Genomic DNA, 23,036 nt, shown 5'->3' with positions numbered 1-23,036 from the left:
TGGACGACCTGGATCGTGGGGTGGGGACAGTCTGGGGATGACGCATAAAGCGTGGCTTCCCACAACGCTGCTTCCTGTCGGGCCTTGGGTGGGGATTTGGGAAGCTGTCGCATGAACGCACGAAACGATCGTATCGCCGTGAAACGAGCCTGCGCGAGGAGTGCTGCCTGTTTCCCACGGTGAGGGATGCTGACCGTTACACGGGTCTCGCGCAGGCGCGCTCCTACGACCCCGTGTTGGAAAACGGTGGTTGCGCAGGCGGGCATCCGCTTTAACCCATAGAAAACCGCAGAGAGACCATCACCGACAAGCGGGGGCTTGTCGGGCGTGGAATTTTGGATCGATGTAACTGGTTCCAGCAGGAGGCCGTGTGCAGAACTAGACCGGGTATCTGCAGTGATGAAACGGGGATCAACGCGCCGTCTCAACGTGCGCGCACATTACTGAGGGAAGTAATCGCAATGACTTATCTGCCACACATGCTCAAGCGCAAGCCGCTCTGCGCCGCACTCGCCGTAGCCACCCTGTCCTTCGCGGGCCTGCTCGCCGTTCCGGCGACCGCCTTCGCGCAGGCCGCCGCACCCGTCGCGACAAGCTCTGACGCCACGGCGCAGACCACCGATAGTGCCAAAGCGAAACAGGACGAAAAGACCCGGAAAACCGACAAGGCGAAGGACGACAGCACGACCAACCTCGACGCCGTCGTGGTCACGACGTATGCCCAGTCCATCGACCAGAACGTCCAGGACAAGCGCGAAGCCAACTCCATCGTCGAAGTGATCAATGCGCAGAACATCGCGCAGTTTCCGGCCAAGAATATCGCCGACGCGCTCGCCCACGTCCCTGGCGTCGTCATCAGCCGCGAGTCCGGCGAAGGCAAGACGGTCAGTATCCGCGGCCTCGCGCCCGAACTGACCCTCACCGAACTGAACGGCAACTACGTGGCCTCGGCCGATACTTCCGCCGGTCTGACGCGCTCGTTCAACTACACCCTGATGCCCGCCAACATGTTCTCGGACATCAAGCTCTACAAGAGCCTCGAGGCGCGCCTCGACGAAGGCGGTATCGGCGGCAACGTCGACCTGCGCACCCGCCGTCCGCTGGAAATGAAGGCCAACGACGGCTTCGTCTCCGCGAACATGGCCGGCTCGGACAACAGCAGCAAGATCAAGCCTCAGGTTTCCGCGCTCTGGTCCTGGAAAAACAAGGACGAGACCTTCGGCTTCCTCGTCGCCGGTTCCGAACAGAAGCGTCGTGACATCAACTACACCGCCAACGCCAACAGCTGGCACTGGTGGGGCAATGATTGCACCGACCACGCCACCTGTACCGCGCCGCCGACGGATATACACGGCAAGCCGTACGGCGGCGACGTCGCACCCAATATCGACCTCTGGTCCGGCGGTGGCGTCGTCGATCAGGGTGGCAATACCTATAACGGTTACTGGATGCCGCAGCAGTTCTCGACCAGCCGGAACCAGCTTGACCTGAAGACCAAGGGCGCCCAGGCGACCATGCAATTCAAGCCGAGCGATCATTTCCTGCTGACGGGTAACTACTTCCGTTTTCAGCGCGAGCAGACCCAGATCACCAACACGCTGGAAGTGCCCGAATGGGGCCTGCCGGGCAACAGCAACTACGCCGACCAGCAGGGCCGCCTGCTCGCGAACAACGGCTTGTCTTTCGATCCGTCGCACACCGTCGTGACGGGTGCCAACTACGTGCTGCCACCCGCTGGCACGGGCTGTAACGCCACGGTCAACCCGAGCACGGGTGCGGTGCGCCAGGCCGTCGACGTGTGCTCCACGGAAATCCCGTGGGTCACCGGCAATTACTCCGTCGAGAAAGCCACCTCGCAGACGCTCAATCTCGAAGGCGAGTGGGACAACGGCGGCGCGCTCAGCGGTACCTTCAACGTCGGCCGCACGTGGGCCAAGGGCGGACCCTCGGTCGAACTGGGCATGGCCGCCAAGCCGCGTAACTTCGTCAACGGCGCGTGGGTCGACGGCAGCAACGGTGCCGCATGGACCCTGGACGGCAAGCCGACCCTCACCGCGGCTCCGGGTGTACTGCAGGCCATGCAGAACGGCGCGGGCCAGGTCGACCTGGGCTCGACCGGTTCCAACATGGTCAACACCACGACATCGCAGAACTTCGCACAGGCGGACTTCACCTGGGCGTTCGACGACAGCTGGATGCAGTCGCTGCAGTTCGGCGTGAAATACCGCGACAACAAGGCCGAGCAGCAGAGCAACGAGGTGCGCTGGTACTGCAAGGGCACCGAGTCGCAGTTCCAGACCTGCGACCCGAACGCCGGCCAGCTGCCCGCGGGCTTCCTGCAGGCCAACAGCCTGGACGGCAGCAGCGAGGTCTACAACGACAATACGTTCCCGGCGATCAACTTCCCGGCGTACTACAACTACCTCAACTCCACGTACGACCGGGTGCTCTACAACCATCCCGAGAACAAGTCGTCGATCCAGGAGAAGATCGCCGCGGCGTACGTCCAGGCCAACTTCGACACGGGTACGATTCGCGGCAACGTCGGCCTGCGTTTCGTCAGCACCAAGCAGGACCTGACGGTCGCGGATCAGATCACGACCAACAACGCGGTGTACTACCACGATCCGGCGGGCAACATCCTCATCTGCCCGGCATCGGGTGTGAACGCCGGTGGCGGCGCCTGCGCGGCAGGTGACTTCCAGTACCTGCCCCGCGAAGTCGCGGTCATCCAGAACTACACCAACGCCACGACGTCCAAGCGTTACAACAAGCTGTTGCCGAGCTTCAACATCGCGTGGAACGTGACGGACGACTTCCTGGTTCGCGCGGCCGGCTCGCAGGCACTGGCCCGTGCCAACTATACCGATCTGGCGCAGCTGGGCAGCCTGACCAATAACACCCAGGAGTACTACAACGACCGCAAGCAGTTCGGTGCCCCCCTGCCCGGCTGGTACGGCAGCGGCGCCAACGCCGACCTGAAGCCGTTCACGGCGACGCAGTTCGACCTGGCCGGCGAGTGGTACTACGCCGAGCATTCGGTGCTCGGCCTGGATCTCTTCCAGAAGAAGGTGAAGAACTTTGTCGTGCCCGTGACCGTGAACAACCTCACGGTGAACGTCGGCGGCACGGAAGAGAACTTCCTGCAGTACAGCACCAACGCCAACGGCCGTTCGGGTACGTCGAAGGGTATCGAGCTCTACACCCAGCACACCTGGGACTCGGGCTTCGGCTACATCGGCAACTACACGCTCAACAAGACGAACGAAACGGCCGTGACGCTGGGCGATACCGCGGTGGGCAAGGCCGAGCTGATCGGCAGCGCCAAGTACGCCGCCAACGTCTCGGTGTTCTACGAAAAGAACGGCCTGCTGCTGCGCGCCAGCGACAACTGGACGGGCCGCACCATGCAGGGTCTGGCGTCGGGCCTCCCGATCTACTCGCAGCCGTACCACCAGATCGATCTGAACGGTGACTACGAGTTCAACAAGCACGTCATGGTGACCGCCTCGGTGATCAACCTGAACAAGGCGACGCCTCACCAGTACCTCGGTGGCGACACCCGGGCACGCCTCGTCTCGCTCGAGTACGCCGGCCGCCAGTACTACGTCGGTGTGACGTACAAGTTCGGCGACGGTACCTGAGTAAAAACAGACGGGGTCAGGCGCATCGCCTGACCCCGTTTCCGTTTCAACGGATGCCTCCCCACTCCGTCGAAGGAAAACACCATGAATTCGCATAAGGCACGCCTTCCCGGCCGTGCTCTCACCGTCGCGCTGTCGCTGCTGCTGTTCGGCACCATCGGCGACGGGCGAGCCAGAGAGAAGACAGCCGCCGCGCCGCCCGGATCGTCGCTCGATCTGGCGAACCCGCTAGTCGGCACCGCTTCGCTGGATCGCAAGGAACTGATCGGCAATGCCCCGCCCCCGGGCGAGCCGCTCTACACCGGCATGACCACGCCCGGCGCCAGCCTGCCGCAAAGCGCGACCGAAGCGGCGCCGGTCAACATCAACGCCGACCTCAGCTTCCCCACGGGCGTGCCCGTCGCCTATGACTACCGACGTCCCGCCATGATCGGTTTCACCGGCGGCGGATCGACCTATGGCGCACGTGGCGCACCCATGGTCATGCCGGTCGTCGGCGACTGGACCGTGCCGCCCGACTACGCCACGTCGTACTACGACAAGGCCACCGAGAAAGCATCGCCAGGCTACTACGCCGTCGATCTCGCCACGTTCCACACGAAGGTGGAGCTGACGGCGTCGCAGTGGACCAGCCTGATGCGTTTCACCTTCCCGGAAAGCCATCGTTCGAACGTGGTGATCAACCTGCGCCGGGACGGCGGCGACGTGGAAGTGGTCAACGACCGCACGATTCGCGGTGTCGCCACCGCGGGGCGTCGCGACCACGACGCGGATGGTCCCTATTTTGTCGCGGAGTTCTCCCGGCCTTTCGCCAGCTTCGGCACGTTTCACGCGAACCTGAGCGATAAGGGCGAAGGTCTGGGTGGCGAAGATGTACAGGCCGGACGACGCAACGTGTCGGGTAGCTACGCGGGTGGCTATGTCACCTTCGACACGAAGGCGGGCGATCAGGTGGTCGTACGCATCGCTCACGGACACAGCGCCGAAGAAGCGGATCAGCGACTGCATGCGCAGGACAGCGATACCGACTTCGACCGCGTACACGCCAGCGCACGCGTGGCCTGGGCAAAGCTGTTCGATCGCGTGGAAGTGAGTGGCGGCACCCCGAAGCAGCGCACACTGTTCTATTCGACGCTCTACCACTCGTTCGCCAGCCCGCGCATGATCGCCCGCAAGGGTGAGCACTACACGGACGCCGCGGGCAAGGATCAGGTGGCGGCATACGATCATTACGGACCAGTGCCCTTCTGGGACACCGGCCGGAACCAGATCACGCTGCTGATGCTGCTCGAGCCTGGCGTCGTCCAGGACATCATGCGCTCGGAGCTGGATCGCGCGCACGAACGCGGTTACATGAACACCTCGTTCCACGGCGACCATGCCGTGTTCCTGTACGACGGTGCCATGCAGCGCGGCATTCCGTTCGATTATGCAGCCGCTTACGACGCGTTACGCAAGAATGCCACGGACCCCAGGGGTCCGCGTGGTTATCTCGCGGAATACGACAAGAACGGATGGATCTCCGACATCGTCCCCCCTGGCAACCCGAGTCCGCCCTATGCCGGCGGGAAGGCCGGCGTGGCAACCACGCTGGAATACGCGTGGGACGACCATGCGCTGGCCGACGTGGCACGACGTCTGGGTAAGAAAGACGATGCCGACCTCTTCGAACGCCGCTCCGCGAACTATCGGAACGTATTCGATCCCTCGACAGGTTTCTTCCGCGGACGTACCGACGACGGCAAATGGATCTCGCCGTTCGATCCCGCCGAGCCTTACTACAACTTCATGATGAAGGAAGGTTCGGGCTGGTCGACGCTGTGGCTCGTGCCGCATGACGTGCAGGGACTGATGAACCTGCTGGGCGGCCGAGACGCGTTCAACGCCAGGCTGGATACGTTCTTCTCCACGCCTTACCAGCCCAAAGGCATCTGCCGCGACTGCACCGGAGTGATCGGGCAATACGTGCAGGGTAATCAGCCGGACCAGCAGGCGCCGTATCTGTATGCGTGGAGTGGTCAGCCGTGGAAGACGCAGGCGCTGGTGCGTCGCATTCTCGCCGATCTGTACGGCAGCGACGCCTCGGGCTACGGCTACCCGGGGATGGACGATCAGGGATCGACGTCGTCGTGGTACGCCTTGAGCGCGATGGGTTTCTATCCCGTCGACCCGGCGACGCCCGATTACATCATCGGAAGCCCGATCTTCGACCGTGTCCGCCTGCGTCTTGGTAACGGCAAGGTGTTTGAGATCGTTGCCCGGAACAACTCGGACCGTAATCCGTACATTCAGTCCGCTACGCTCAACGGGAAGCCGTGGACCAAACCGTGGTTCAGTCATTCCGATATCGCCGAGGGCGCCACACTGGTGCTCACGATGGGTCCCGCACCCAGTAAGACCTGGGGCACCGACCCGAACGACGCGCCGCCCTCCATGTCGGCCGCAAAAAAGGATCCTCAATGATGCGTACGACCCACCTGCGGCACGCCTGCCTCGCCATGGGGATGGCTGCCGCCTTCGCTCCGGTCGCCATGGCGGCGGCTGACACGGCCTCGACCTGGAGTGGCAAGGCCGCCCCGCTCGCCACGCCTTGGACCGGCAAGGTGTCGCCCACCAACGCGCTGCCGGAATACCCGCGGCCACAGCTTGCGCGCCCGTCGCTGGAACACCCGCAGTGGCTGAGCCTCAATGGGCTTTGGCAGTACGCGGCGAGCGACACCGAGGCGAAGCCGACCTTCGGCCAGGCACTGAAAGACAAGGTACTGGTGCCCTACCCGATCGAGTCCGTCCTCTCGGGTGTGCAGAAACATGCCGACTTCATGACCTACCGCCGCACCGTGGACGTCCCCGCCGCCTTCACCGCCCAGGGTCAGCATGTGATGCTGAACTTCGGCGCGGTGGCGCAGGATGCAACGGTCTACGTCAACGGCACGCAGGTCGCAAAGCACACGGGCGGCTATACGTCGTTCGCCACGGATATCACCTCGGCCCTGAAGGCCAAGGGCCCGCAGGAAATCGTCGTCACGGTGCACGCACCGGTCGACGGCGAAGACGTGATGGTCGGCAAGCAGCGCCTCAAGCCTGAAGGCATTTTCTACACGCCGGCCTCGGGCATCTGGCAGTCGGTGTGGATCGAGTCGGTCAGCGCCACCAGTCTGGCGCAGCTGACCTTCACGCCGGCCTCCAGCCTGGACGCCTTCACGGTGACTTCGAAGCTGCAGGGCGACAAGGCGGATGCCACACTGCACGTCACCGCCTACGCGGAGGGCAAGCCCGTCGGTGAGGCGACCGGGCCCGCCAATGCACCGCTTCATCTGGCGATCGCCCATCCGCGGCTATGGAGCCCACAGGACCCGTTCCTGTACACGTTCAAGGCGACGCTCGCCAAAGGTGACCAGCATGACGATGTCACCAGCTACGCGGGTCTGCGCACCATCGGCCTCGCAAACGTCGGTGGCCTCAACCGGATCGTGTTGAACCGCAAGCCGACCTTCCTGCTCGCAACGCTCGACCAGGGCTACTGGCCGGACGGTATCCATACCGCACCCACCGACGCGGCACTGAAGTTCGATATCCAGAAGACGAAGGATCTCGGCTTCAACACCATCCGCAAGCACATCAAGGTCGAGCCGGCGCGCTGGTATTACTGGGCCGATCACATCGGCCTGATGGTGTGGCAGGACATGCCCGCCCTGCCCAACGGCCACAACGAGAAGCTCAGCGATGCCGCCAAGGCCGGCTTCAAGACCGATGTCACGGCCATCGTCGAGCAGCTCAAGGGCGAGACCTCGATCATCGGCTGGATCCCGTTCAACGAAGGCTGGGGCCAGTGGAGCATTCCCGCCGCCGGTGAACTGGCCACGCAGATCAAGCAGCTCGATCCTTCGCGCCTGGTCAATGCGCGCAGCGGCGCGAACTGCTGCGACACCAAGGGCGACCCGCATGCGGGTGACGTTTACGACATCCATGATTATCAGGGTCCCGGCCTGCCGGCTCCGGATGCGACCCGCGCATCGATGGATGGTGAGCATGGCGGCTTGACGCTCGGCGTACCGGGTCACGTGTGGCCGAACACACCGATCAATCCGTACGGCGAGGTGAAGGACAACGCCGCATTGAACGCCGGCTATGTCGCGAACACGGCCGTATTGCGTGACAAGGGCCCGGGTATCGGTGTGTCCGGCTCGGTCTATACGCAGATCACGGACGTCGAAGGCGAGCACAACGGCTTGTACACGTACGATCGGAAAATCGAAAAGGTCGACGAGGCCAAAGTCCGCGCGATCAATGAGGCGACCATCAAGGCGGGTAGCCCGTCCCTCTGAATTTCAACAGTTGTTCCTTTTTCCCAAAGCCCCGGAGCAATCCGGGGCTCTTTTTTTATTTTTCCGCCTCTTCGTCATGTGAGGCCAGTATTCGCCGAAGACGTTCAACATTCTCAGCAGAATCAAGCCCTGAGATCGATTCCACGACCTTCCCGTCACGGAAGACATTGAACGTAGGCGAGGCAGTGAAGTCGACGCCCTTCCAGGCCGCGTTATCAAAAGCGATCATCGCCGGGAACATCGGAAACCGTCGATTCCACTCGGTCAGAACCTCGCGGTCCAGTTCCGCGCCACTGATCAGCCAGGTAACGTTGGATTTGTTGAACATCCCGGCCAGCTCGGCATCGCGTAGCACTTTCGAGGCCGCATCCTCGGCGAAGTGACACCCAATGACGACGACCACGTACGTGCCCTTTGCCGGTGTGGTCGGCTCAACCAGACTCAGGCCGCCGTCATGCTCGACATATCCCATCGGATGGCCCGGCCCTGGGGCCGTAGTGACTTCAAAATGGCGATAGTCGTAGAAATCATCCTCGGGGTATGCCTGTCTCAGCTGGGCCGATGCGACAAAATCCCTGGCCGTAATCAGAGCTTCGTAGTACGCCTGGACTTCACTTTCGGCTGCAATGTTTCGCCGCCGAAGCTCTTTCAGTACGTCGCGCATGCCATGCAGATACAAACTTCTCGCGTCGTAGTCTCCCGCTTGCGCGAAGAAACTCGAGGTCTTCAGCATGCGGAAGAGCATGCGAAGATCCGCTTCCTGCTGTACTTCCAGGCTGGCAATCCACTCCGCCAGCGACCTTTTATAGAGCCGCTTCAGTGCCAACGACTTCTCTTTGGGAGTAATCGCCGAGAGACGGATCGATGAAACCTCGGCCCACAGCACATCGCCCGAATGACGCACGCCGCTGAGTACGGGCGACGCGTAAAATGCCAGAAACGAAAGAACCCAAAGGGCGCCGCTCCGACATGTTCGCGAATCAGGACGTTTTTTCACCTAGTGAGTCCGACAAAGATACGAGCAGACCGCACCTTCGAGCCGCTCGCAAACATGGCTGCTACCGCCCTTGTGTACGAGGCACGCTGCGCCCCCACGGGTAGGTGGAAGTGACCGCCTCAAACGACGCTCGACTCGATTGTCATTCTCGGTTGTTGCACGACGCGTCCGAACGGCTCGTGTCGTCGTCTGCAATCCAAAGAGCGCCAGGATGCTGTAGACCTCGGAAGAGTGCATACCCTCAAGCTCTACGCTCGAATACGAACCGAGTCCTCGCGGAGAGAACATCAGCGATGCGAGAAACGTCTTCATCTTCGCCTCTCCAAACCGATGAATGGGGGAATTTGGCGTGACGGCCAGATAAGCGTCTAATTGCGCCCGGGTCCGAATAGGAGCACTTATCGCGTCGAGGACCTCTTCAGAAGAGGCTGCTTCGTTCTGTAGTTGATAACTCGAAGCGCACGCATCGAAGCTCAGTGCCAGAGCGAATGCTCCAGCAAGAATAATCATTTTCATGTGAGACCCTGGGAAGAAGGTTGGCTGGTGGCGCACGTACCGAAAGGTTGGTGTTGTGCCCGGGAAATGATCGCTGTATCGACCCTCACCTGGATGTAGGCGAGCGACATCAATCCCGACAGGAGATCTCCCTCCGTGCCTCAGCAACCCGTCCTTAAGTGAGCGCGCTGCCAAGGTGCAGCGGCCCTGCGCCGTCTCCGAGCAGAAGCGCAGCCCGCCGCCTTCCGTGGTGATGCGCTGGCTCCATCGCCGGGACCACCCGCCAACGTTACCGAATCGATCCAAGCCAGACTGCTCGACCCCTCGCCGGGTTACGTAGCGCCAAACCTCCGTGGTACCGAAAACGCGCATGTTGCGCTGCAGCTTTTCGACGCCCGCTTTTTTGTGATCACATATCAAACATCGCAACGAAGGCCCCGTGATGAGCGTCGATCCCAAAGCCCTCCCCACCCTGACTGAAGTCACCCGCTCCACGCTGGTGGATCAGGTCTATCGGCAGCTGCGGGACGCCCTGATGAGCGGCCGCTTCGAGCCCGGCCAGCCATTGACGATCCGAGGTCTGGCCGAGGCGCTGGGCTCCAGCCCGATGCCGGTACGCGAAGCGTTGCACCGGTTGCACGCGGAGCGCGCCTTTGAAGTGACACAGACCGCGCGCATCCGCGTTCCGGTCATGACCGTCGCCCGCCTTCGTGAAATCCGCGATGCCCGCGTCGCCCTCGAAGGCTTGTTGGCGGAGAAAGCCGCGGCCCTGATCGACAAGAACGATCTCGCCGAGATCCGCGCGATCTACAAGCAGATGCAGGCCGCCGTCACGAGCGTGAACGTTCCGGATTACCTCTGGGCCAACTTCGCCTTCCACCGCCGCATCTATGCCGTCGCCCGCACCGAACTGGTGATCGCCGCCGTCGAGACGTTCTGGCTGCACATGGGCCCGTGCTTCGGGCTCGTCGCGCCGGACAAGGCGCATCTGCGCCGCTCGATGGAGGCGCATCGCCGCATCGTCGAGGCACTGGTGGATCGTGATGGCCCCGCCGCGAGGGCCGCCGTGGCCGACGACATCATGCAGGCCGCCGACTCCCTCACGCATTTGCTGGCCGACAGCAGCGGTCGCGCCCCCACACAAAAGAAGAAAGGAACCAAAGCATGACGATTCTCGATCGGATGGTGCCCCAGCCTGGCTTGCGTGTGCTGATCTCGGGCGGCGCGTCCGGCATCGGTGCGGTGTTGGCGGATGCCTATATCGAAGCGGGCGCCACCGTGCACGTGTGCGACGTCAGCGCCAAGGCCGTCGACGCCTTCAACGCGGCGCGTCCCGGTGCGCTCGCCACGCTGGCCGATGTCTCCGATGCCAACCAGGTAGCGAATGTCTTCCGTGTCCAGGAAGAGCGCTTCGGCGGCCTGGATGTGCTGATCAACAACGCGGGCATCGCCGGCCCCACGGGCGGCATCGATGCGATCGCGCCTGAGGCGTGGAAGACCACCGTCGATATCAACCTCAATGCGCAGTACCGCTTTGCGCACCACGCCGTGCCTCTGCTCAAACAGTCCGACCGCGCGCATCTGCTGTGCATGTCGTCCGTGGCCGGCCGCCTCGGCTATGCGTGGCGCACCCCCTATGCGGCGACCAAATGGGCCGTGATCGGTCTCATGAAATCGCTGGCATCGGAACTCGGTCCTGACGATATCCGCGTCAATGCCCTGCTGCCGGGCATCGTCGAAGGGCCCCGCATGGAAGGCGTGATCCGCGATCGCGCCACCCAGCTGGGCCTGCCCTATCCGGAGATGGAAAAGGAATACCTGAAGAAGATCTCGCTGGGCCGCATGGTCACTGCGGAGGACGTAGCCGCCATGGCGCTGTTCCTCTGCTCGCCCGCCGCACGCAACGTGACCGGTCAGGCCATCAGCGTCGACGGCAACGTCGAATACCTCTGAGCCCCCTTCCTCCCTTTTCGTTCCGGAGTCTCCCCATGGCCAAGGCCAAGCCCGTCATCATCACCTGCGCCGTCACCGGTGCGATCCACACGCCGTCGATGTCGCCCCATCTGCCGATCACGCCCGATGAAATCCGTGATGCGGCGCTCGGCGCGGCAGAAGCAGGTGCCGCCATCGTCCACCTGCACGCGCGCAATCCGGAAAACGGCCAGCCCAGCCAGGACGTGAACCTGTTCCGCCAGTTCCTCCCGCAGATCAAGAAGCAGAGCGACGTGGTGATCAATATCACCACCGGTGGCGCGCCCAACATGGGCGTGGAAGAGCGCCTGCAGCCCACCCTGTTGCTGAAGCCCGAACTGGCATCGCTCAACATGGGCTCGATGAACTTCGGTCTGTACGAAATGCTGCAACGCTTCCAGGATTTCAAATACGACTGGGAACGCCCGTACCTCGAAGAGAGCGACGACCGCATCTTCCGCAACACGTTTCGTGACATCACCTACATTCTCGAAAGCTGCACGAAGAACGGCACGCGCTTCGAGGTCGAGTGCTACGACATCGGCCACATCTACGCGGCGCAGCACTTCGTGCAGCGTGGTTTGCTCAAGACTCCTGTGTTCCTGCAGTCGGTGTTCGGTCTGCGCGGCGGTATCGGTGGCGATCCGGAGGACCTGATGCATATGCGTCGTACGGCAGATCGTCTGCTCGGCAAGGACTATGTCTGGTCGATCCTCGGCGCCGGGCGCAACCAGATTCCGCTGGCGACCATGGGCCTGGCGATCGGATCCAACGCACGCGTCGGCCTCGAAGACTCGCTGTGGGACGGTCCCGGCCAGCTCGCCGCGAGCAACGCTCAACAGGTCCGCCGCATCCGCACCGTGATCGAAGCACTGGGCCACCGCGTGGCGACACCTGACGAAGCGCGCGAGATCCTGCAGCTCAAGGGCCGCAATCAGGTCGATTTCTAAGCATCCCGGGAGAGCGTCATGAAGATCGAAGTACTCGTCGACATCAAGACCACCCTGGGTGAAGGCCCGCAGTGGGACGTCGAGCAGCAGCGGCTGTACTGGGTGGACAGCATGGACGGCCGTATCCTGCGTTGCACCGCGGAAGGCAGCGAACTACGCGGCTGGGAAGTCGGCCAGAAGATCGGTTCCATGGCGCTGCGCAAACATGGCGACCATGCGCTGGTCGCCATGGAGAACGGCATCCACGACCTCGACCTGGGCAACGGCGACCTGCAACTCATCATCGATCCCGAGCCGGGCATGACCACCAACCGCCTCAACGACGGCAAGGTCGATCGCCACGGGCGCTTTCTGGTCGGCTCCATGGACATGCAGGAAGAAAAAGGCTCGGGCAAGCTGTTTCGTCTCGACCCCGATCTTTCCCTGCACGTGCTGGAGGAAGACATCATCTGTTCGAACGGTCCGTGCTGGAGCCCCGACGGCAAGATCTTCTACTTCGCCGATACGTGGACAGGCGAGATCTGGGCGTACGACTACGACAACGCCAGCGGCAAGGTGAGCAACCGTCGCACGTTCGCCAAGGTCGATACGTCCGGCGGCGGCGCCGCGGACGGTGCCACGGTGGATGCCGAAGGCTGTGTCTGGCAGGCGCTGGTGTACGACAGCAAGTTGATTCGCTACACACCGGATGGCGAGGTGGACCGCGTTATCGAGATGCCGGTGCGCAAGGTCACCAGCGTGGCGTTCGGCGGGCCGGACATGGACGTCCTATACGTCACCTCGATGGGCAAGCCGCCCTTGCCGAGGTTCCCCGGCGACGGCCAGCAGCGCGGATCGCTGTTCGCCATCACCGGTCTGGGTATACGAGGCGTGCCGGAGCGCCGCTTCGCCTCCTGAGCCTCGCGCACGGGATTTCCACAGGATCCGATCCATCTCACTAACGGTGCCGTGACGCGCCGGGGGGAGTGTCATGTTCAAAAAAACCGAAGCACCGTTGAAGAATATCCATCGCTTCTCGTGGGTCTCCCTGCTGGTCTGTTGGTTGATCTGGGTCCTGAATGCCTATGACCGGGAAATCATCCTTCGACTTGGCCCTACCATCTCCAAGGAGTTCAACCTCAGCCCCGATCAGTGGGGTACCGTGGTCACGGTGGTCATGCTGGCTCTGGCTCTGCTGGATATCCCCGGCTCGATCATGAGCGACCGCTATGGCGCCGGCTGGAAGCGTGCACGCTTTCAGGTGCCGCTGGTCCTCGGTTACACCTTCATCTCGTTCCTTTCGGGTTTCCAGGCACTGACCGGCAAGCTCTGGTCGTTCGTCGCGCTGCGCGTCGGCGTGAACCTCGGCGCGGGCTGGGGCGAACCGGTCGGCGTCAGCAACACGGCAGAATGGTGGCCGGTACAGCGCCGCGGCTTCGCCCTCGGCGCGCACCACACGGGCTACCCCGTCGGTGCGATGCTCAGCGGCCTGATCGCCAGCTTCGTCATCAGCACCTTCGGCGAGGGTCACTGGCGCTATGTGTTCTTCCTCGCCCTGATCGTCGCCATTCCGCTGATGATCTTCTGGGCTCGCTATTCGACCGCCGCACGCGTCGACACGCTGTACGCCGATATCGCCGAGAAGGGTATGACGCCCCCGGATCTGGGCGATGGCGTGAAGGTCGCCAAGGGCGAAACCTGGAAGACTTTTGTCGCCACGCTGACCAACCGCAACATCGCGCTCACCGCGGGCAACACGATGCTCACGCAGGTGGTCTACATGGGCGTGAACGTGGTGCTGCCGGCGTACCTGTACAACATCTCCGGCCTGTCGCTGGCGGAGTCCGCGGGCATGAGCGTGGTCTTCACCATCACCGGCATTCTCGGTCAGCTGATCTGGCCCAGCCTGTCGGACATCATCGGCCGGAAAATCACGCTGGTGATCTGCGGCGCGTGGATGGCCGCGTCGGTAGCGGCGTTCTACTTCGCCCAGAACATGGCGATGCTGATCACGACGCAGTTGCTGTTCGGCCTTGTGGCCAACGCGGTGTGGCCGATCTACTACGCCGTAGCGTCCGACTCGGCGGAGCCGCGCGCCACGTCGACGGCCAACGGCATCATCACCACGGCAATGTTCATCGGTGGCGGTATCGCACCGGTACTGATGGGCGGCCTCATCTCCATGGGCGGCGGGTGGAAGAGCCTCAGCGGGTACATCGTCTGCTTCTTCGTGATGGCCGGATGCGCGCTCGCCGGTGTCCTGTTGCAGTTGTTCACCCGCTACGGCAGCCAGCACCACAACCCACGGGCGGCCGCCTGACCGGATCCCCGGAGAACAGCCATGAGCATCCTCAGCCCGTCACAAGACACCGAACGCCTGGTCATGCGCAAGTTGATGCCGGTACTGGTGGTGGCTTACATCATCAGTTTCCTGGATCGCAGCAACATCGCGCTGGCCAAGACGCATCTTCAGGTCGACTTCGGCCTGTCGACCGTGGCCTACGGGGTAGGTGCAGGCCTGTTCTTCCTCACTTACGCACTGGCTGAGATACCCAGCAACCTGATCCTGCACCGCGTGGGCGCGCGTTTCTGGATCACGCGGATCATGGCGACATGGGGACTGGTCTCTGCGGGCATGGCGCTCGTGCAGGGCGAGACCTCGTTCTACGTGCTGCGGCTCTTGCTCGGCGCCACGGAGGCCGGATTGTTCCCGGGCGTGATGCTCTACCTGACCTACTGGTTCGGAGAAGCATCGCGCGCCCGGGCCACTGGTTACTTCCTGGTCGGCGTGAGTCTGGCCAATGTCATCGGCGGCCCGTTGGGCGGTGCTTTGCTGGGGCTGGAAGGCAAGCTCGGACTTCACGGCTGGCAGTGGATGTTCGCGGTGGAGGGCCTGCTGGCGACAGCCTTTGCCGCCGTGGTCTTCATCACCCTGCCTGACCGCCCTGCCCGGGCGCGCTGGCTGACGCCTGCACAGCGCGATGCGATGGAACGGCGGATCGCTGATGAGGCCGTGGCGATTGAAACGAAGCGCGGTAAGGGAGCGAGTGGGCTGGCCCGATGCTTCACCGACCCACAGATCCTGCTGGCGATCCTGATCTACTTCTGCCACCAGATAGCCATCTATACCGTGATCTTCTTCCTGCCCGGCATCATCGCCGGCTACGGAAAGCTGAGCGATCTTCAGGTGGGCTGCCTCAGTGCCTTGCCCTGGCTGGCCTCCGCCATCGGCACGATGACCATACCCCGGCTGGCGAACACGCCCACACGCAGTGCATGGCTGTTGCGCGGCGGACTCGTGCTGATGGCCGTCGGACTGCTGGTTGCCGCATGGACGGGCCCGGTCGTGGCGATGCTCGGGTTCTGTGTGGCCGCCTTCCTGTTCTTCGTCGTGCAGTCGCTGATCTTCACCTACGCCACGTCGCGGCTGACCGGCCGCGGACTCGCGGGCGGCCTGGCGTTTATCAACACCTGCGGTTTGCTGGGTGGCTTCCTCGGCCCCTCCCTGATGGGTGCTGTGGAAGCGCATACAGGCAGCACGCATGACGGACTGATCGTTATCGCCGGACTGCTCCTGCTTTCCGCTATCGCCGCGACGCGACTGCGCCATGGCAGCGAGGAACGCGCGACTCCTTCCCCCGATCTTCTCAAGGTGAATCGATGAACAAGCTCTACCCCAGCGCCAAGGCGGCACTGGCCGATCTGCTGGCCGACGGACAGACCCTGGCCGTCGGTGGCTTCGGCCTGTGCGGCATTCCCGAGGCGTTGATCGACGCCGTGCGCGAGCATGGCGCAACCAACCTCACCGTCGTCTCCAACAATGCGGGTGTCGACGACTTCGGCCTGGGTGTCCTGCTGGAGTCGCGGCAGGTGCGCAAGATGGTGTCCAGCTACGTGGGCGAGAACAAGGAGTTCGAGCGTCAGTACCTTGCCGGCGAACTCGAGCTCGAGTTCACGCCGCAGGGTACGCTTGCCGAGAAGCTTCGCGCGGGCGGTTGCGGCATCCCCGCCTTCTTTACCCGCACCGGCGTCGGCACCGAGGTGGCTAAAGGCAAGGAAACCCGCGACTTCGCGGGCGAAACGTACCTGATGGAAAAGTCGATCCGTGCGGACGTCGCGCTGGTAAAAGCCGCCGTCGCCGATCGTTCGGGCAACCTGCGCTTCGCCAGCACCGCGCGTAACTTCAACCCGTTATGCGCGATGGCGGGCAAGCAGTGCGTGGCCGAGGTGGAGCGCATCGTGGAAAATGGCGAATTGCATCCCGACGATATTCATCTGCCGGGCATCTTCGTCCAGCGCCTGGTGCTGAACGCGACGCCCGAAAAGCGTATCGAGAAACTCACCCTGACGGAGGCAAACTGATGGCTTGGGATCGCGACGATATGGCGCGCCGCGCCGCCGCCGAACTGGCCGACGGTTTCTACGTCAATCTGGGCATCGGCTTGCCGACGCTGGTGGCCAACTACATTCCCGAGGGCATGGACGTGTGGCTTCAGTCGGAGAACGGCCTGCTGGGCATCGGCCCGTTCCCCACGAGGAGCACCGTCGATCCCGATCTCATCAACGCAGGCAAGCAGACCGTAACCGCCCTGCCCGGCTCGAGCTTCTTCGACAGCGCACTCAGCTTCGGCATGATCCGCGGTGGCCACGTGAACCTCGCCATCCTCGGCGCGATGCAGGTGTCCGAACGGGGCGACCTCGCCAACTGGATGATCCCGGGGAAGATGGTCAAAGGGATGGGAGGCGCCATGGACCTCGTCGCGGGCGTCGAGCGTGTCGTGGTATTGATGGAACACACGGCGAAGGGGGCGCATAAAATCCTCCACGAGTGCAGCCTGCCCTTGACCGGCGTCGCGGTCGTCGACCGGATCATCACCGATCTGGGCGTACTCGATGTCACGGCCGATGGCCTGCGACTGGTCGAGCTCGCGCCCGATGTCACCCTCGGTGAATTCCGTGATGCCACCGGTTGTACCGTACACGCCCCAGATGGAAACACCCCATGAAATACCAGCTCGGCGATACTCGCGTAAACGCACATCCGGACAGCTGGATCGCACCCCAGGCTGTGGTGGTCGGCAACGTTCACCTGCACGCCGGCGCCAGCGTGTGGTTCAACGCGGTGGTACGCGGCGACAACGAGCCCATCGTCATCGGCGAAGGCAGCAACGTACAGGATGCCGCCGTCCTGCATAGCGATCCCGGATCACCGCTGACCATCGGCAAGGGCGTCACCATCGGTCATCACGCCATGCTCCACGGCTGCACCGTGGGCGATCACACGCTGATCGGGATCAACGCCGTGGTGCTCAACGGCGCTGTCATAGGCAAGCACTGCATCATCGGCGCGAATGCACTGGTGACCGAGGGCAAGCAGATTCCCGACGGCTCGCTCGTCGTGGGATCGCCGGCAAAGGTCGTACGCGAACTCAGCGACGAGCAACGCCAGGGTCTCGAAGAGAACGCGGCCCACTACGTCGCCAATGCCGCGCGCTTCGCCGCCGGACTGACGCCACAGGACGATGCGTGAAGATCGTCATCGCCCCGGACTCCTTCAAGGAAAGCCTCGACGCCTTATCGGTCGCGCGGGCCATTCGTGATGGCCTCGCCGATGTGTGGCCCGATGCCGACTACGTGCTGAAGCCGATGGCCGATGGTGGCGAAGGAACCGTCGACGCCGTGATCGCATCGACGGGGGCGCAACGTCATTCCCGGAAAGTGTGCGGGCCGCTGGGTGACCTCGTGGACGCTACATGGGCCTGGCACGCCGATACGAGTACGGCCACCCTTGAGATCGCCGAAGCCAGCGGCTTGATGCGTGTGCCGCCGGATCGCCGCGATGCCGCGCAAGCCGACAGCTACGGCACCGGCGAACTCATGCGTGCCGCACTCGATCACGGTGCACGGCGCATCGTCGTCGGACTGGGCGGTAGCGCGACCAACGACGGTGGCGCCGGTTTGCTTCGTGCGCTTGGCGCGCGCTTTCTCGACGACACGGGGAGTGCCCTGCCGCCCGGCGGCCTCGCGCTGGGCGCACTGCACCGGCTCATCCTCGATGACCTCGACCCACGTCTGCGTGACGTTGAGCTGATCATCGCGAGCGACGTCGACAACCCGCTGTGCGGCGCGTCGGGTGCGTCGGCGGTGTTCGGGCCGCAGAAAGGCGCCCATGCCGCATTGGTACCGCAGCTCGACGCCGCTTTGGCTCGACTGGCTTCCGTACACGCCGTGCAAACCGGCAAGGACTGGAGCGGCACGCCCGGTGCCGGTGCCGCTGGCGGAGCCGGCTGGGCGATGCTCGCCGTGCTTCGGGCGACGCTGCGCCCCGGCGTGGCGCTGATTGCGGAGATGAACGGCCTGGAAGACGCCATCGATGGCGCTGACCTCGTCATCACCGGCGAAGGCCGTATGGATGCCCAGACGGTGAGGGGCAAGGTGCCCTTCGGTGTCGCGCGTCTGGCGAAGGGCCGGAACGTGCCGGTGGTGGCCCTGGTCGGCAGTCTCGGCGAAGGCTATCGGGACCTCTACGAATACGGCCTCACTGCCGCGTTCTCGCTGGTCTCGCGGCCGATGTCGCTGGCGGAGGCCGTGACCGACACCTCCGCGTTGCTTACGAGTCTGGCCCGGGACGTGGCACGGCTGATGGATGCCTCTCGCCTTGCGCGTTAGGCCTCATCCAACGGGCACAGAGGTACTTCTCCCGGGCGAAGTGTCAGCACCCGGACGCCCTTTCGCGTGACCGCTACCGTATGTTCGAACTGGGCGGAGAGACTGCCATCACGCGTATACACGGGCCATTCGCCCTCTCGCGAGAGAATGGCGGAGCGGCCCTGGTTCAACATCGGCTCGATCGTGAACACCATGCCCTCGCGTAGCTCCAGGCCGGTACCGCGACGGCCGTAATGGAGGATCTGGGGATCCTCGTGCATCTCCCGGCCGATGCCATGCCCGCAGTATTCCTTCACCACGCTGTAACCATGGTCCCGCGCGTGCCGGGAGATGGCATGACCGATGTCCCCCAGGTGCGCCCCCGGACGGACTTCCGCGATGCCCTTCCACATGGCCTCGTAGGTCGCCCTGACGAGACGTCGTGCCGCGTAGGACGCTTCGCCCACGAGATAGGTGGTGCTGGAATCGGCGATGTAACCGTTCTTCTCGAGCGTGATATCGAGATTGACGATCTGCCCGTCGCGAAGCACATCGTCCGCGGCCGGCACGCCATGGCACACCACGTTGTCGATCGAAGCATTGAGTACGTAAGCGAAGCCGTACTGGCCCTTGCTGGCGGGACGGGATTGCAGGTCGTCGACGATCATCCGCTCGACGAGGTCGTTGATCTCGAGGGTACTTTTGCCCGCCAGCGGAAGCTGGTCCAGATGGTGGAACACGGACGCAAGCAGACGCCCCGCTTCCGCCATGACGGCGACTTCTTCGCTCGTCTTGATCACGCTCGCGCTGACCTCACCGGCAAGGCGTGGACCCCGGCCCCGCGTAGCTCGTTCGCCACCAGCTCCTGGAAGCTGAGGGACGGATTGAGCTCACAGAGCGCACCGATCCGGATCCAGAAACTGGCCTGGGCATTGATCGACCGGCCGGAAACCGTGCAGGCGCGGCGAATCTGATCGTGTGTGTCGTCGTCGATGTTGACGATTCCCATGGGGCCTCCTGAGGTTCTGCCGGGCATACGTAACGTATATGGATCATATACGAAGCATCTATGCCGTGCAAAAGCCAGGCGCGGCCGACGATCAACCTCCATATAAGTGAAAGGCGCCAGCGCATCGTGCGCCGGCGCCTCTCGGTCCACACAGGGGGAAGTGGACGCCTCCAGCATGCTGCGACGGATGTCGGCCAAGTGTGACGCAGCGCACCAACGTGGCCTGATGCCGGAAATGCGTGGGTAGAAATGAGAAAAGGCGACCGGGATCACGCCGTATGGAAGACGTATGACGCACTAAGGCGCTGACCGATTGAGCTGAGATATCTAACCAGACCTGCGAAAGCGGGCTTCATGGTGCGCGTCATAGAGCATCGTATAAATCCCGACGCCAGCGGCCATCAGCCCCGAAGCCGCCCCCACGCCCAGCGCCCAGCGCGGCCCCATATGATTGGCCACCCATCCGACCATAGGTGCCCCGATCGGTGTCCCGCCCAGCGCGATACCCAGACGCAGCGCCATGACCCTGCCCCGCATCGCGGCGGCGGTAGTCAGTTGCATGAGGCTGTTGGTCGTATTGGTGAAAGTCAGGGCGGCCACACCGATGACGACAAGGGCCGCGGCGAAAAACCAGTAGCCCGGCGCCACTGCGGCCAGTGCGCAGCCCAGACCGAAGACCGCCGAACCGATCAGCAACGACGCAAAGCGCGGCTTATCGCGCCCGGCTGCCAGCAAGGCGCCGGCCAGCGTGCCGACAGCCATGATCGACGACAGAAGCCCATAGCCCCGCGCGTCGGTATGGAACACCCCGACGGCCATCGTCGAAATAAAGATCGGGAAATTCATACCGAACGTTCCGATCAGGAACAGCATGACCAGAATCGCCTTGAGATCGGGCCTGCCCCACACGTAACGCAGCCCATCGGTAAGACTGCCTTTGGTGCGTACGGCACGCGTCCTCGCATGCAAGCTGTCCACGTGTAGGAAAAACAACGACCCCAGCACCGCGAAGAAGCTGATGCCGTTGAGCAGGAACGCCCAGCCCGTGCCCACTGAAGCGATCACCAGCCCGGCGACGGCCGGCCCGATCATGCGCGCCGCATTGAACGAGGTCGAATTCAGCGCCACGGCGTTCGGCAGGTCATCATCACCAACGAGGTCGGCCACGAAGGTCTGGCGTACCGGGGCGTCGAAAGCCGAGGCACAGCCGGAAGCGAACGCGAACAGATACACGTGCCACAGTTGCACGACGCCGAGTACGGTCATCAGCCCGAGTGCAAGGGCGAGCAGACCCATCGTCGCCTGGGTCGCCATCAACAGGGTACGGCGGTCGTAGTGATCGGCGGCGAAACCCGTCCACGGCAACAGGAGCAACTGCGGTCCGAACTGCAGCGCCATGACGGTACCGACCGCTGCGGCGTCATGGTGAGTGAGTTGCGCGAGAACCAGCCAGTCCTGGGCGGTGCGCTGCATCCACGTTCCAATGTTCGACACCAGCGCACCGGCCGCCCACATGCGGTAGTTAGGGCTTTTCAGTGAACGAAAAACACGTGTTATCGCGGCACTCACGAGCGCTCAGGCACACGGCCACCGTGAAACTGCCCGAAGTGCCGGGCCGAGTGCAGGCTCATGACGAGCACGCCAAGACCGAGAACCACGACATCTACCGTCTTCTTCATGTCGATGTCGCCGGTACGGCAGACCAGCACGTAGCCGATCACCAGATTGGCAATACCCCACACCACGTTCACCGTCGAAGAAGACAGCCCCTTGCCCGGCGGCTTGGCGAACGGACTCTGGAACGACTCACCCATCACGCCGCCGACAAAATGCGGCACGGCATTGGACAGAAATGCACCCCCGAAAAACAACGAAACCAGATGCTGCCAGGGCATGTCAGACACTCCTCGTATCGAGTAGATCGATGATTTCCTTCGTCGCTCCCGTCTCGCCCAGCCGTGGGAAAACGTGATTGATGCTGTATTCGTGTGCTTCGGGCCGCGCATCCGTCATCGCGTCGATCGCCAGGGTGACGTTGAAGCCTTGCTCGTAGGCCTGCCGCGCCGTGGATTCGACACCGGTCCCCGTCGCCACGCCGGCCACGACTATCTGGGTCACACCGCGCGTTCGCAATGCGCTTTCGAGGTGAGTGCTGGCGAAAGCACCCCAGGTTCGCTTCGTCACGACGATATCGTCGGATTGCTGATCCAGCTCCGGAATGAGATCGGTCCAGCCAGGCGGCCTCGTCGTCATGCGAGGTGGGCGTTCCGTACGCCCGGGCGCGGCACCTGCCACGTTCACCAGCACCACAGGCAAGGCTCGCTGGCGGAATGCCGCGAGCAGCGCGCGTGCGCGTTCAATGACATCCTCGATGGGATGGGCCAGCACGGAGCCGACAATGCCCTTTTGCAGGTCGACGACGATCAGCGCCGTCTGCGGATCAAGCTTCGTAAGCGCCATCAGAAGTCCGCCAGCCGCTGCAACAGTGTCACGGCGGCCGCCAATTCGCGACGTTCCTGTGGCGACAACTGCGCCTCAAGCGCGCGAAACAGCCAATCTTCCTTGGCGGCTCTGACCTCGGTGACTTTCTTGCGAAACCCCGCCGTCAGCTCGATAAGCGTTTGCCGCCCATCGGTCGGATCCGGCGTGCCCGTCACGGCTTTCATCGTTTCCAGCGTGCCCACGGTCACCCGCATGGACTGCGGGCGCACGCTTTCGGCCCGGGCCAGAGCGGACACCGTGGCCGGGCCGTCGCGCTCAAGGCGGAGCAGCACCGATTTCTGGGCGGCCGTCAGGTCGTGTGCCTGGGTTTGCTCACGTACACGGCGGATGAGCTTGCCAAGCGTGATGCGCAGGTCACCGGCGAGGGCCACGGAGGGGGCGGTATCGGAAGTGGACGAGGGTTTGGCCATGCACACACGGTAGCATGCGTACAGATTATCTGTACAGTCTAGCTGTATATAAGCTAACAACTCAGGTAGTGGCTTGGCTCGGGTATGAGCCAAACCTGTTGGCGAT

At 63.3% G+C, this 23,036-nt stretch carries 20 protein-coding genes; 13 read left to right on the top strand and 7 right to left on the bottom strand.

The annotated features are described in order from the left end of the window. Positions 1–461 precede the first annotated feature (461 nt). The 3 genes from B5X73_RS12820 to B5X73_RS12810 all read left to right on the top strand — a co-directional run bounded on the left by B5X73_RS12820 (position 462) and on the right by B5X73_RS12810 (position 7,969). On the top strand, positions 462–3,644 hold the full coding sequence (locus tag B5X73_RS12820; protein WP_079522010.1) for a TonB-dependent receptor: 3,183 nt from the start codon (positions 462–464) through the stop codon (positions 3,642–3,644). Between the two features lie 84 nt (positions 3,645–3,728). Continuing rightward, complete coding sequence (locus B5X73_RS12815) at positions 3,729–6,107, top strand: GH92 family glycosyl hydrolase (protein WP_079522009.1); 2,379 nt, start codon at positions 3,729–3,731, stop codon at positions 6,105–6,107. Continuing rightward, positions 6,107–7,969 carry a glycoside hydrolase family 2 protein gene (locus B5X73_RS12810; RefSeq protein ID WP_176167835.1) on the top strand — a complete coding sequence of 621 codons (1,863 nt, stop codon included), beginning with the start codon at positions 6,107–6,109 and terminating at the stop codon, positions 7,967–7,969. Before B5X73_RS12815 ends, B5X73_RS12810 begins: the two co-directional genes overlap by 1 nt. Before the next feature lie 55 nt (positions 7,970–8,024). Here B5X73_RS12810 and B5X73_RS12805 read toward each other — a convergent pair whose 3' ends face one another. Further along, the gene (locus B5X73_RS12805; protein WP_139382780.1) at positions 8,025–8,966 is read right to left on the bottom strand and encodes a hypothetical protein; all 942 of its coding nucleotides are present in this window, start codon (positions 8,964–8,966) and stop codon (positions 8,025–8,027) included. A gap of 937 nt (positions 8,967–9,903) precedes the next feature. Between B5X73_RS12805 and B5X73_RS12800 the strand changes: the two genes are divergently transcribed. The 10 genes from B5X73_RS12800 (at position 9,904) to B5X73_RS12755 (ending at position 19,030) form a co-directional block, all read left to right on the top strand. Then, positions 9,904–10,629, top strand: a complete 726-nt coding sequence (locus B5X73_RS12800) for a GntR family transcriptional regulator (protein WP_079522006.1) — start codon at positions 9,904–9,906, stop codon at positions 10,627–10,629. Next, positions 10,626–11,414 carry an SDR family oxidoreductase gene (locus B5X73_RS12795; RefSeq protein ID WP_079522005.1) on the top strand — a complete coding sequence of 263 codons (789 nt, stop codon included), beginning with the start codon at positions 10,626–10,628 and terminating at the stop codon, positions 11,412–11,414. Before B5X73_RS12800 ends, B5X73_RS12795 begins: the two co-directional genes overlap by 4 nt. A 35-nt stretch (positions 11,415–11,449) precedes the next feature. Next, entirely contained in the window at positions 11,450–12,382 is a 933-nt protein-coding gene (locus tag B5X73_RS12790; protein WP_079522004.1) for a 3,5-dioxohexanoate:acetyl-CoA acetone transferase, read from the top strand. Positions 12,383–12,400: 18 nt separating this feature from the next. Then, positions 12,401–13,279: an SMP-30/gluconolactonase/LRE family protein gene (locus tag B5X73_RS12785; protein WP_079522003.1), complete on the top strand. Its 879-nt coding sequence runs from the start codon at positions 12,401–12,403 to the stop codon at positions 13,277–13,279. A gap of 73 nt (positions 13,280–13,352) precedes the next feature. Further along, entirely contained in the window at positions 13,353–14,681 is a 1,329-nt protein-coding gene (locus B5X73_RS12780; RefSeq protein WP_079522002.1) for an MFS transporter, read from the top strand. A gap of 21 nt (positions 14,682–14,702) precedes the next feature. Next, entirely contained in the window at positions 14,703–16,025 is a 1,323-nt protein-coding gene (locus tag B5X73_RS12775) for an MFS transporter (RefSeq protein ID WP_079522001.1), read from the top strand. Further along, complete coding sequence (locus tag B5X73_RS12770; RefSeq protein ID WP_079522000.1) at positions 16,022–16,723, top strand: CoA transferase subunit A; 702 nt, start codon at positions 16,022–16,024, stop codon at positions 16,721–16,723. The genes B5X73_RS12775 and B5X73_RS12770 overlap by 4 nt, the downstream gene beginning before the upstream one ends. Beyond that, positions 16,723–17,367 (top strand): CoA transferase subunit B, encoded by a 645-nt coding sequence (locus B5X73_RS12765; RefSeq protein WP_079521999.1) that lies wholly within the window; start codon positions 16,723–16,725, stop codon positions 17,365–17,367. Before B5X73_RS12770 ends, B5X73_RS12765 begins: the two co-directional genes overlap by 1 nt. Beyond that, entirely contained in the window at positions 17,364–17,891 is a 528-nt protein-coding gene (locus tag B5X73_RS12760) for a gamma carbonic anhydrase family protein (protein WP_043693232.1), read from the top strand. The genes B5X73_RS12765 and B5X73_RS12760 overlap by 4 nt, the downstream gene beginning before the upstream one ends. Next, the gene (locus B5X73_RS12755; protein WP_079521998.1) at positions 17,888–19,030 is read left to right on the top strand and encodes a glycerate kinase; all 1,143 of its coding nucleotides are present in this window, start codon (positions 17,888–17,890) and stop codon (positions 19,028–19,030) included. The genes B5X73_RS12760 and B5X73_RS12755 overlap by 4 nt, the downstream gene beginning before the upstream one ends. Here the strand turns inward: B5X73_RS12755 and map are convergent. The 6 genes from map to B5X73_RS12725 all read right to left on the bottom strand — a co-directional run bounded on the left by map (position 19,027) and on the right by B5X73_RS12725 (position 22,930). Then, complete coding sequence (map, locus tag B5X73_RS12750; RefSeq protein ID WP_079521997.1) at positions 19,027–19,809, bottom strand: type I methionyl aminopeptidase; 783 nt, start codon at positions 19,807–19,809, stop codon at positions 19,027–19,029. The genes B5X73_RS12755 and map overlap by 4 nt on opposite strands. Then, on the bottom strand, positions 19,806–20,018 hold the full coding sequence (locus B5X73_RS12745) for a ParD-like family protein (RefSeq protein ID WP_079521996.1): 213 nt from the start codon (positions 20,016–20,018) through the stop codon (positions 19,806–19,808). The genes map and B5X73_RS12745 overlap by 4 nt, the downstream gene beginning before the upstream one ends. Before the next feature lie 327 nt (positions 20,019–20,345). After that, a complete protein-coding gene (locus tag B5X73_RS12740) occupies positions 20,346–21,533 on the bottom strand; it encodes an MFS transporter (protein ID WP_079521995.1) in 1,188 nt (395 codons plus the stop codon). Positions 21,534–21,583: 50 nt separating this feature from the next. Continuing rightward, positions 21,584–21,913 (bottom strand): hypothetical protein, encoded by a 330-nt coding sequence (locus B5X73_RS12735; protein ID WP_036114301.1) that lies wholly within the window; start codon positions 21,911–21,913, stop codon positions 21,584–21,586. A gap of 1 nt (position 21,914) precedes the next feature. Then, the gene (locus B5X73_RS12730; RefSeq protein WP_079521994.1) at positions 21,915–22,478 is read right to left on the bottom strand and encodes an isochorismatase family protein; all 564 of its coding nucleotides are present in this window, start codon (positions 22,476–22,478) and stop codon (positions 21,915–21,917) included. Beyond that, positions 22,478–22,930, bottom strand: a complete 453-nt coding sequence (locus tag B5X73_RS12725; protein ID WP_079521993.1) for a MarR family winged helix-turn-helix transcriptional regulator — start codon at positions 22,928–22,930, stop codon at positions 22,478–22,480. The genes B5X73_RS12730 and B5X73_RS12725 overlap by 1 nt, the downstream gene beginning before the upstream one ends. Positions 22,931–23,036 lie beyond the last annotated feature (106 nt).

The sequence above is a fragment of the Luteibacter sp. 22Crub2.1 genome (genome assembly GCF_900167995.1).
In the GTDB taxonomy this organism is placed as follows: domain Bacteria; phylum Pseudomonadota; class Gammaproteobacteria; order Xanthomonadales; family Rhodanobacteraceae; genus Luteibacter; species Luteibacter mycovicinus.
The sequence above is the reverse complement of the archived record's forward strand: the minus strand, read 5'-3'. Positions and strand labels throughout refer to the sequence as shown.

Excerpts from the sequence above, each read along its gene's own strand:
- B5X73_RS12820 (WP_079522010.1), top strand. The coding sequence starts at position 462 with ATGACTTATCTGCCACACATGCTCAAGCGCAAGCCGCTCTGCGCCGCA.
- B5X73_RS12815 (WP_079522009.1), top strand. The coding sequence starts at position 3,729 with ATGAATTCGCATAAGGCACGCCTTCCCGGCCGTGCTCTCACCGTCGCG.
- B5X73_RS12810 (WP_176167835.1), top strand. The coding sequence starts at position 6,107 with ATGCGTACGACCCACCTGCGGCACGCCTGCCTCGCCATGGGGATGGCT.
- B5X73_RS12800 (WP_079522006.1), top strand. The coding sequence starts at position 9,904 with ATGAGCGTCGATCCCAAAGCCCTCCCCACCCTGACTGAAGTCACCCGC.
- B5X73_RS12795 (WP_079522005.1), top strand. The coding sequence starts at position 10,626 with ATGACGATTCTCGATCGGATGGTGCCCCAGCCTGGCTTGCGTGTGCTG.
- B5X73_RS12790 (WP_079522004.1), top strand. The coding sequence starts at position 11,450 with ATGGCCAAGGCCAAGCCCGTCATCATCACCTGCGCCGTCACCGGTGCG.
- B5X73_RS12785 (WP_079522003.1), top strand. The coding sequence starts at position 12,401 with ATGAAGATCGAAGTACTCGTCGACATCAAGACCACCCTGGGTGAAGGC.
- B5X73_RS12780 (WP_079522002.1), top strand. The coding sequence starts at position 13,353 with ATGTTCAAAAAAACCGAAGCACCGTTGAAGAATATCCATCGCTTCTCG.
- B5X73_RS12775 (WP_079522001.1), top strand. The coding sequence starts at position 14,703 with ATGAGCATCCTCAGCCCGTCACAAGACACCGAACGCCTGGTCATGCGC.
- B5X73_RS12770 (WP_079522000.1), top strand. The coding sequence starts at position 16,022 with ATGAACAAGCTCTACCCCAGCGCCAAGGCGGCACTGGCCGATCTGCTG.
- B5X73_RS12765 (WP_079521999.1), top strand. The coding sequence starts at position 16,723 with ATGGCTTGGGATCGCGACGATATGGCGCGCCGCGCCGCCGCCGAACTG.
- B5X73_RS12760 (WP_043693232.1), top strand. The coding sequence starts at position 17,364 with ATGAAATACCAGCTCGGCGATACTCGCGTAAACGCACATCCGGACAGC.
- B5X73_RS12745 (WP_079521996.1), bottom strand. The coding sequence starts at position 20,018 with ATGGGAATCGTCAACATCGACGACGACACACACGATCAGATTCGCCGC.
- B5X73_RS12740 (WP_079521995.1), bottom strand. The coding sequence starts at position 21,533 with ATGTGGGCGGCCGGTGCGCTGGTGTCGAACATTGGAACGTGGATGCAG.
- B5X73_RS12735 (WP_036114301.1), bottom strand. The coding sequence starts at position 21,913 with ATGCCCTGGCAGCATCTGGTTTCGTTGTTTTTCGGGGGTGCATTTCTG.
- B5X73_RS12730 (WP_079521994.1), bottom strand. The coding sequence starts at position 22,478 with ATGGCGCTTACGAAGCTTGATCCGCAGACGGCGCTGATCGTCGTCGAC.
- B5X73_RS12725 (WP_079521993.1), bottom strand. The coding sequence starts at position 22,930 with ATGGCCAAACCCTCGTCCACTTCCGATACCGCCCCCTCCGTGGCCCTC.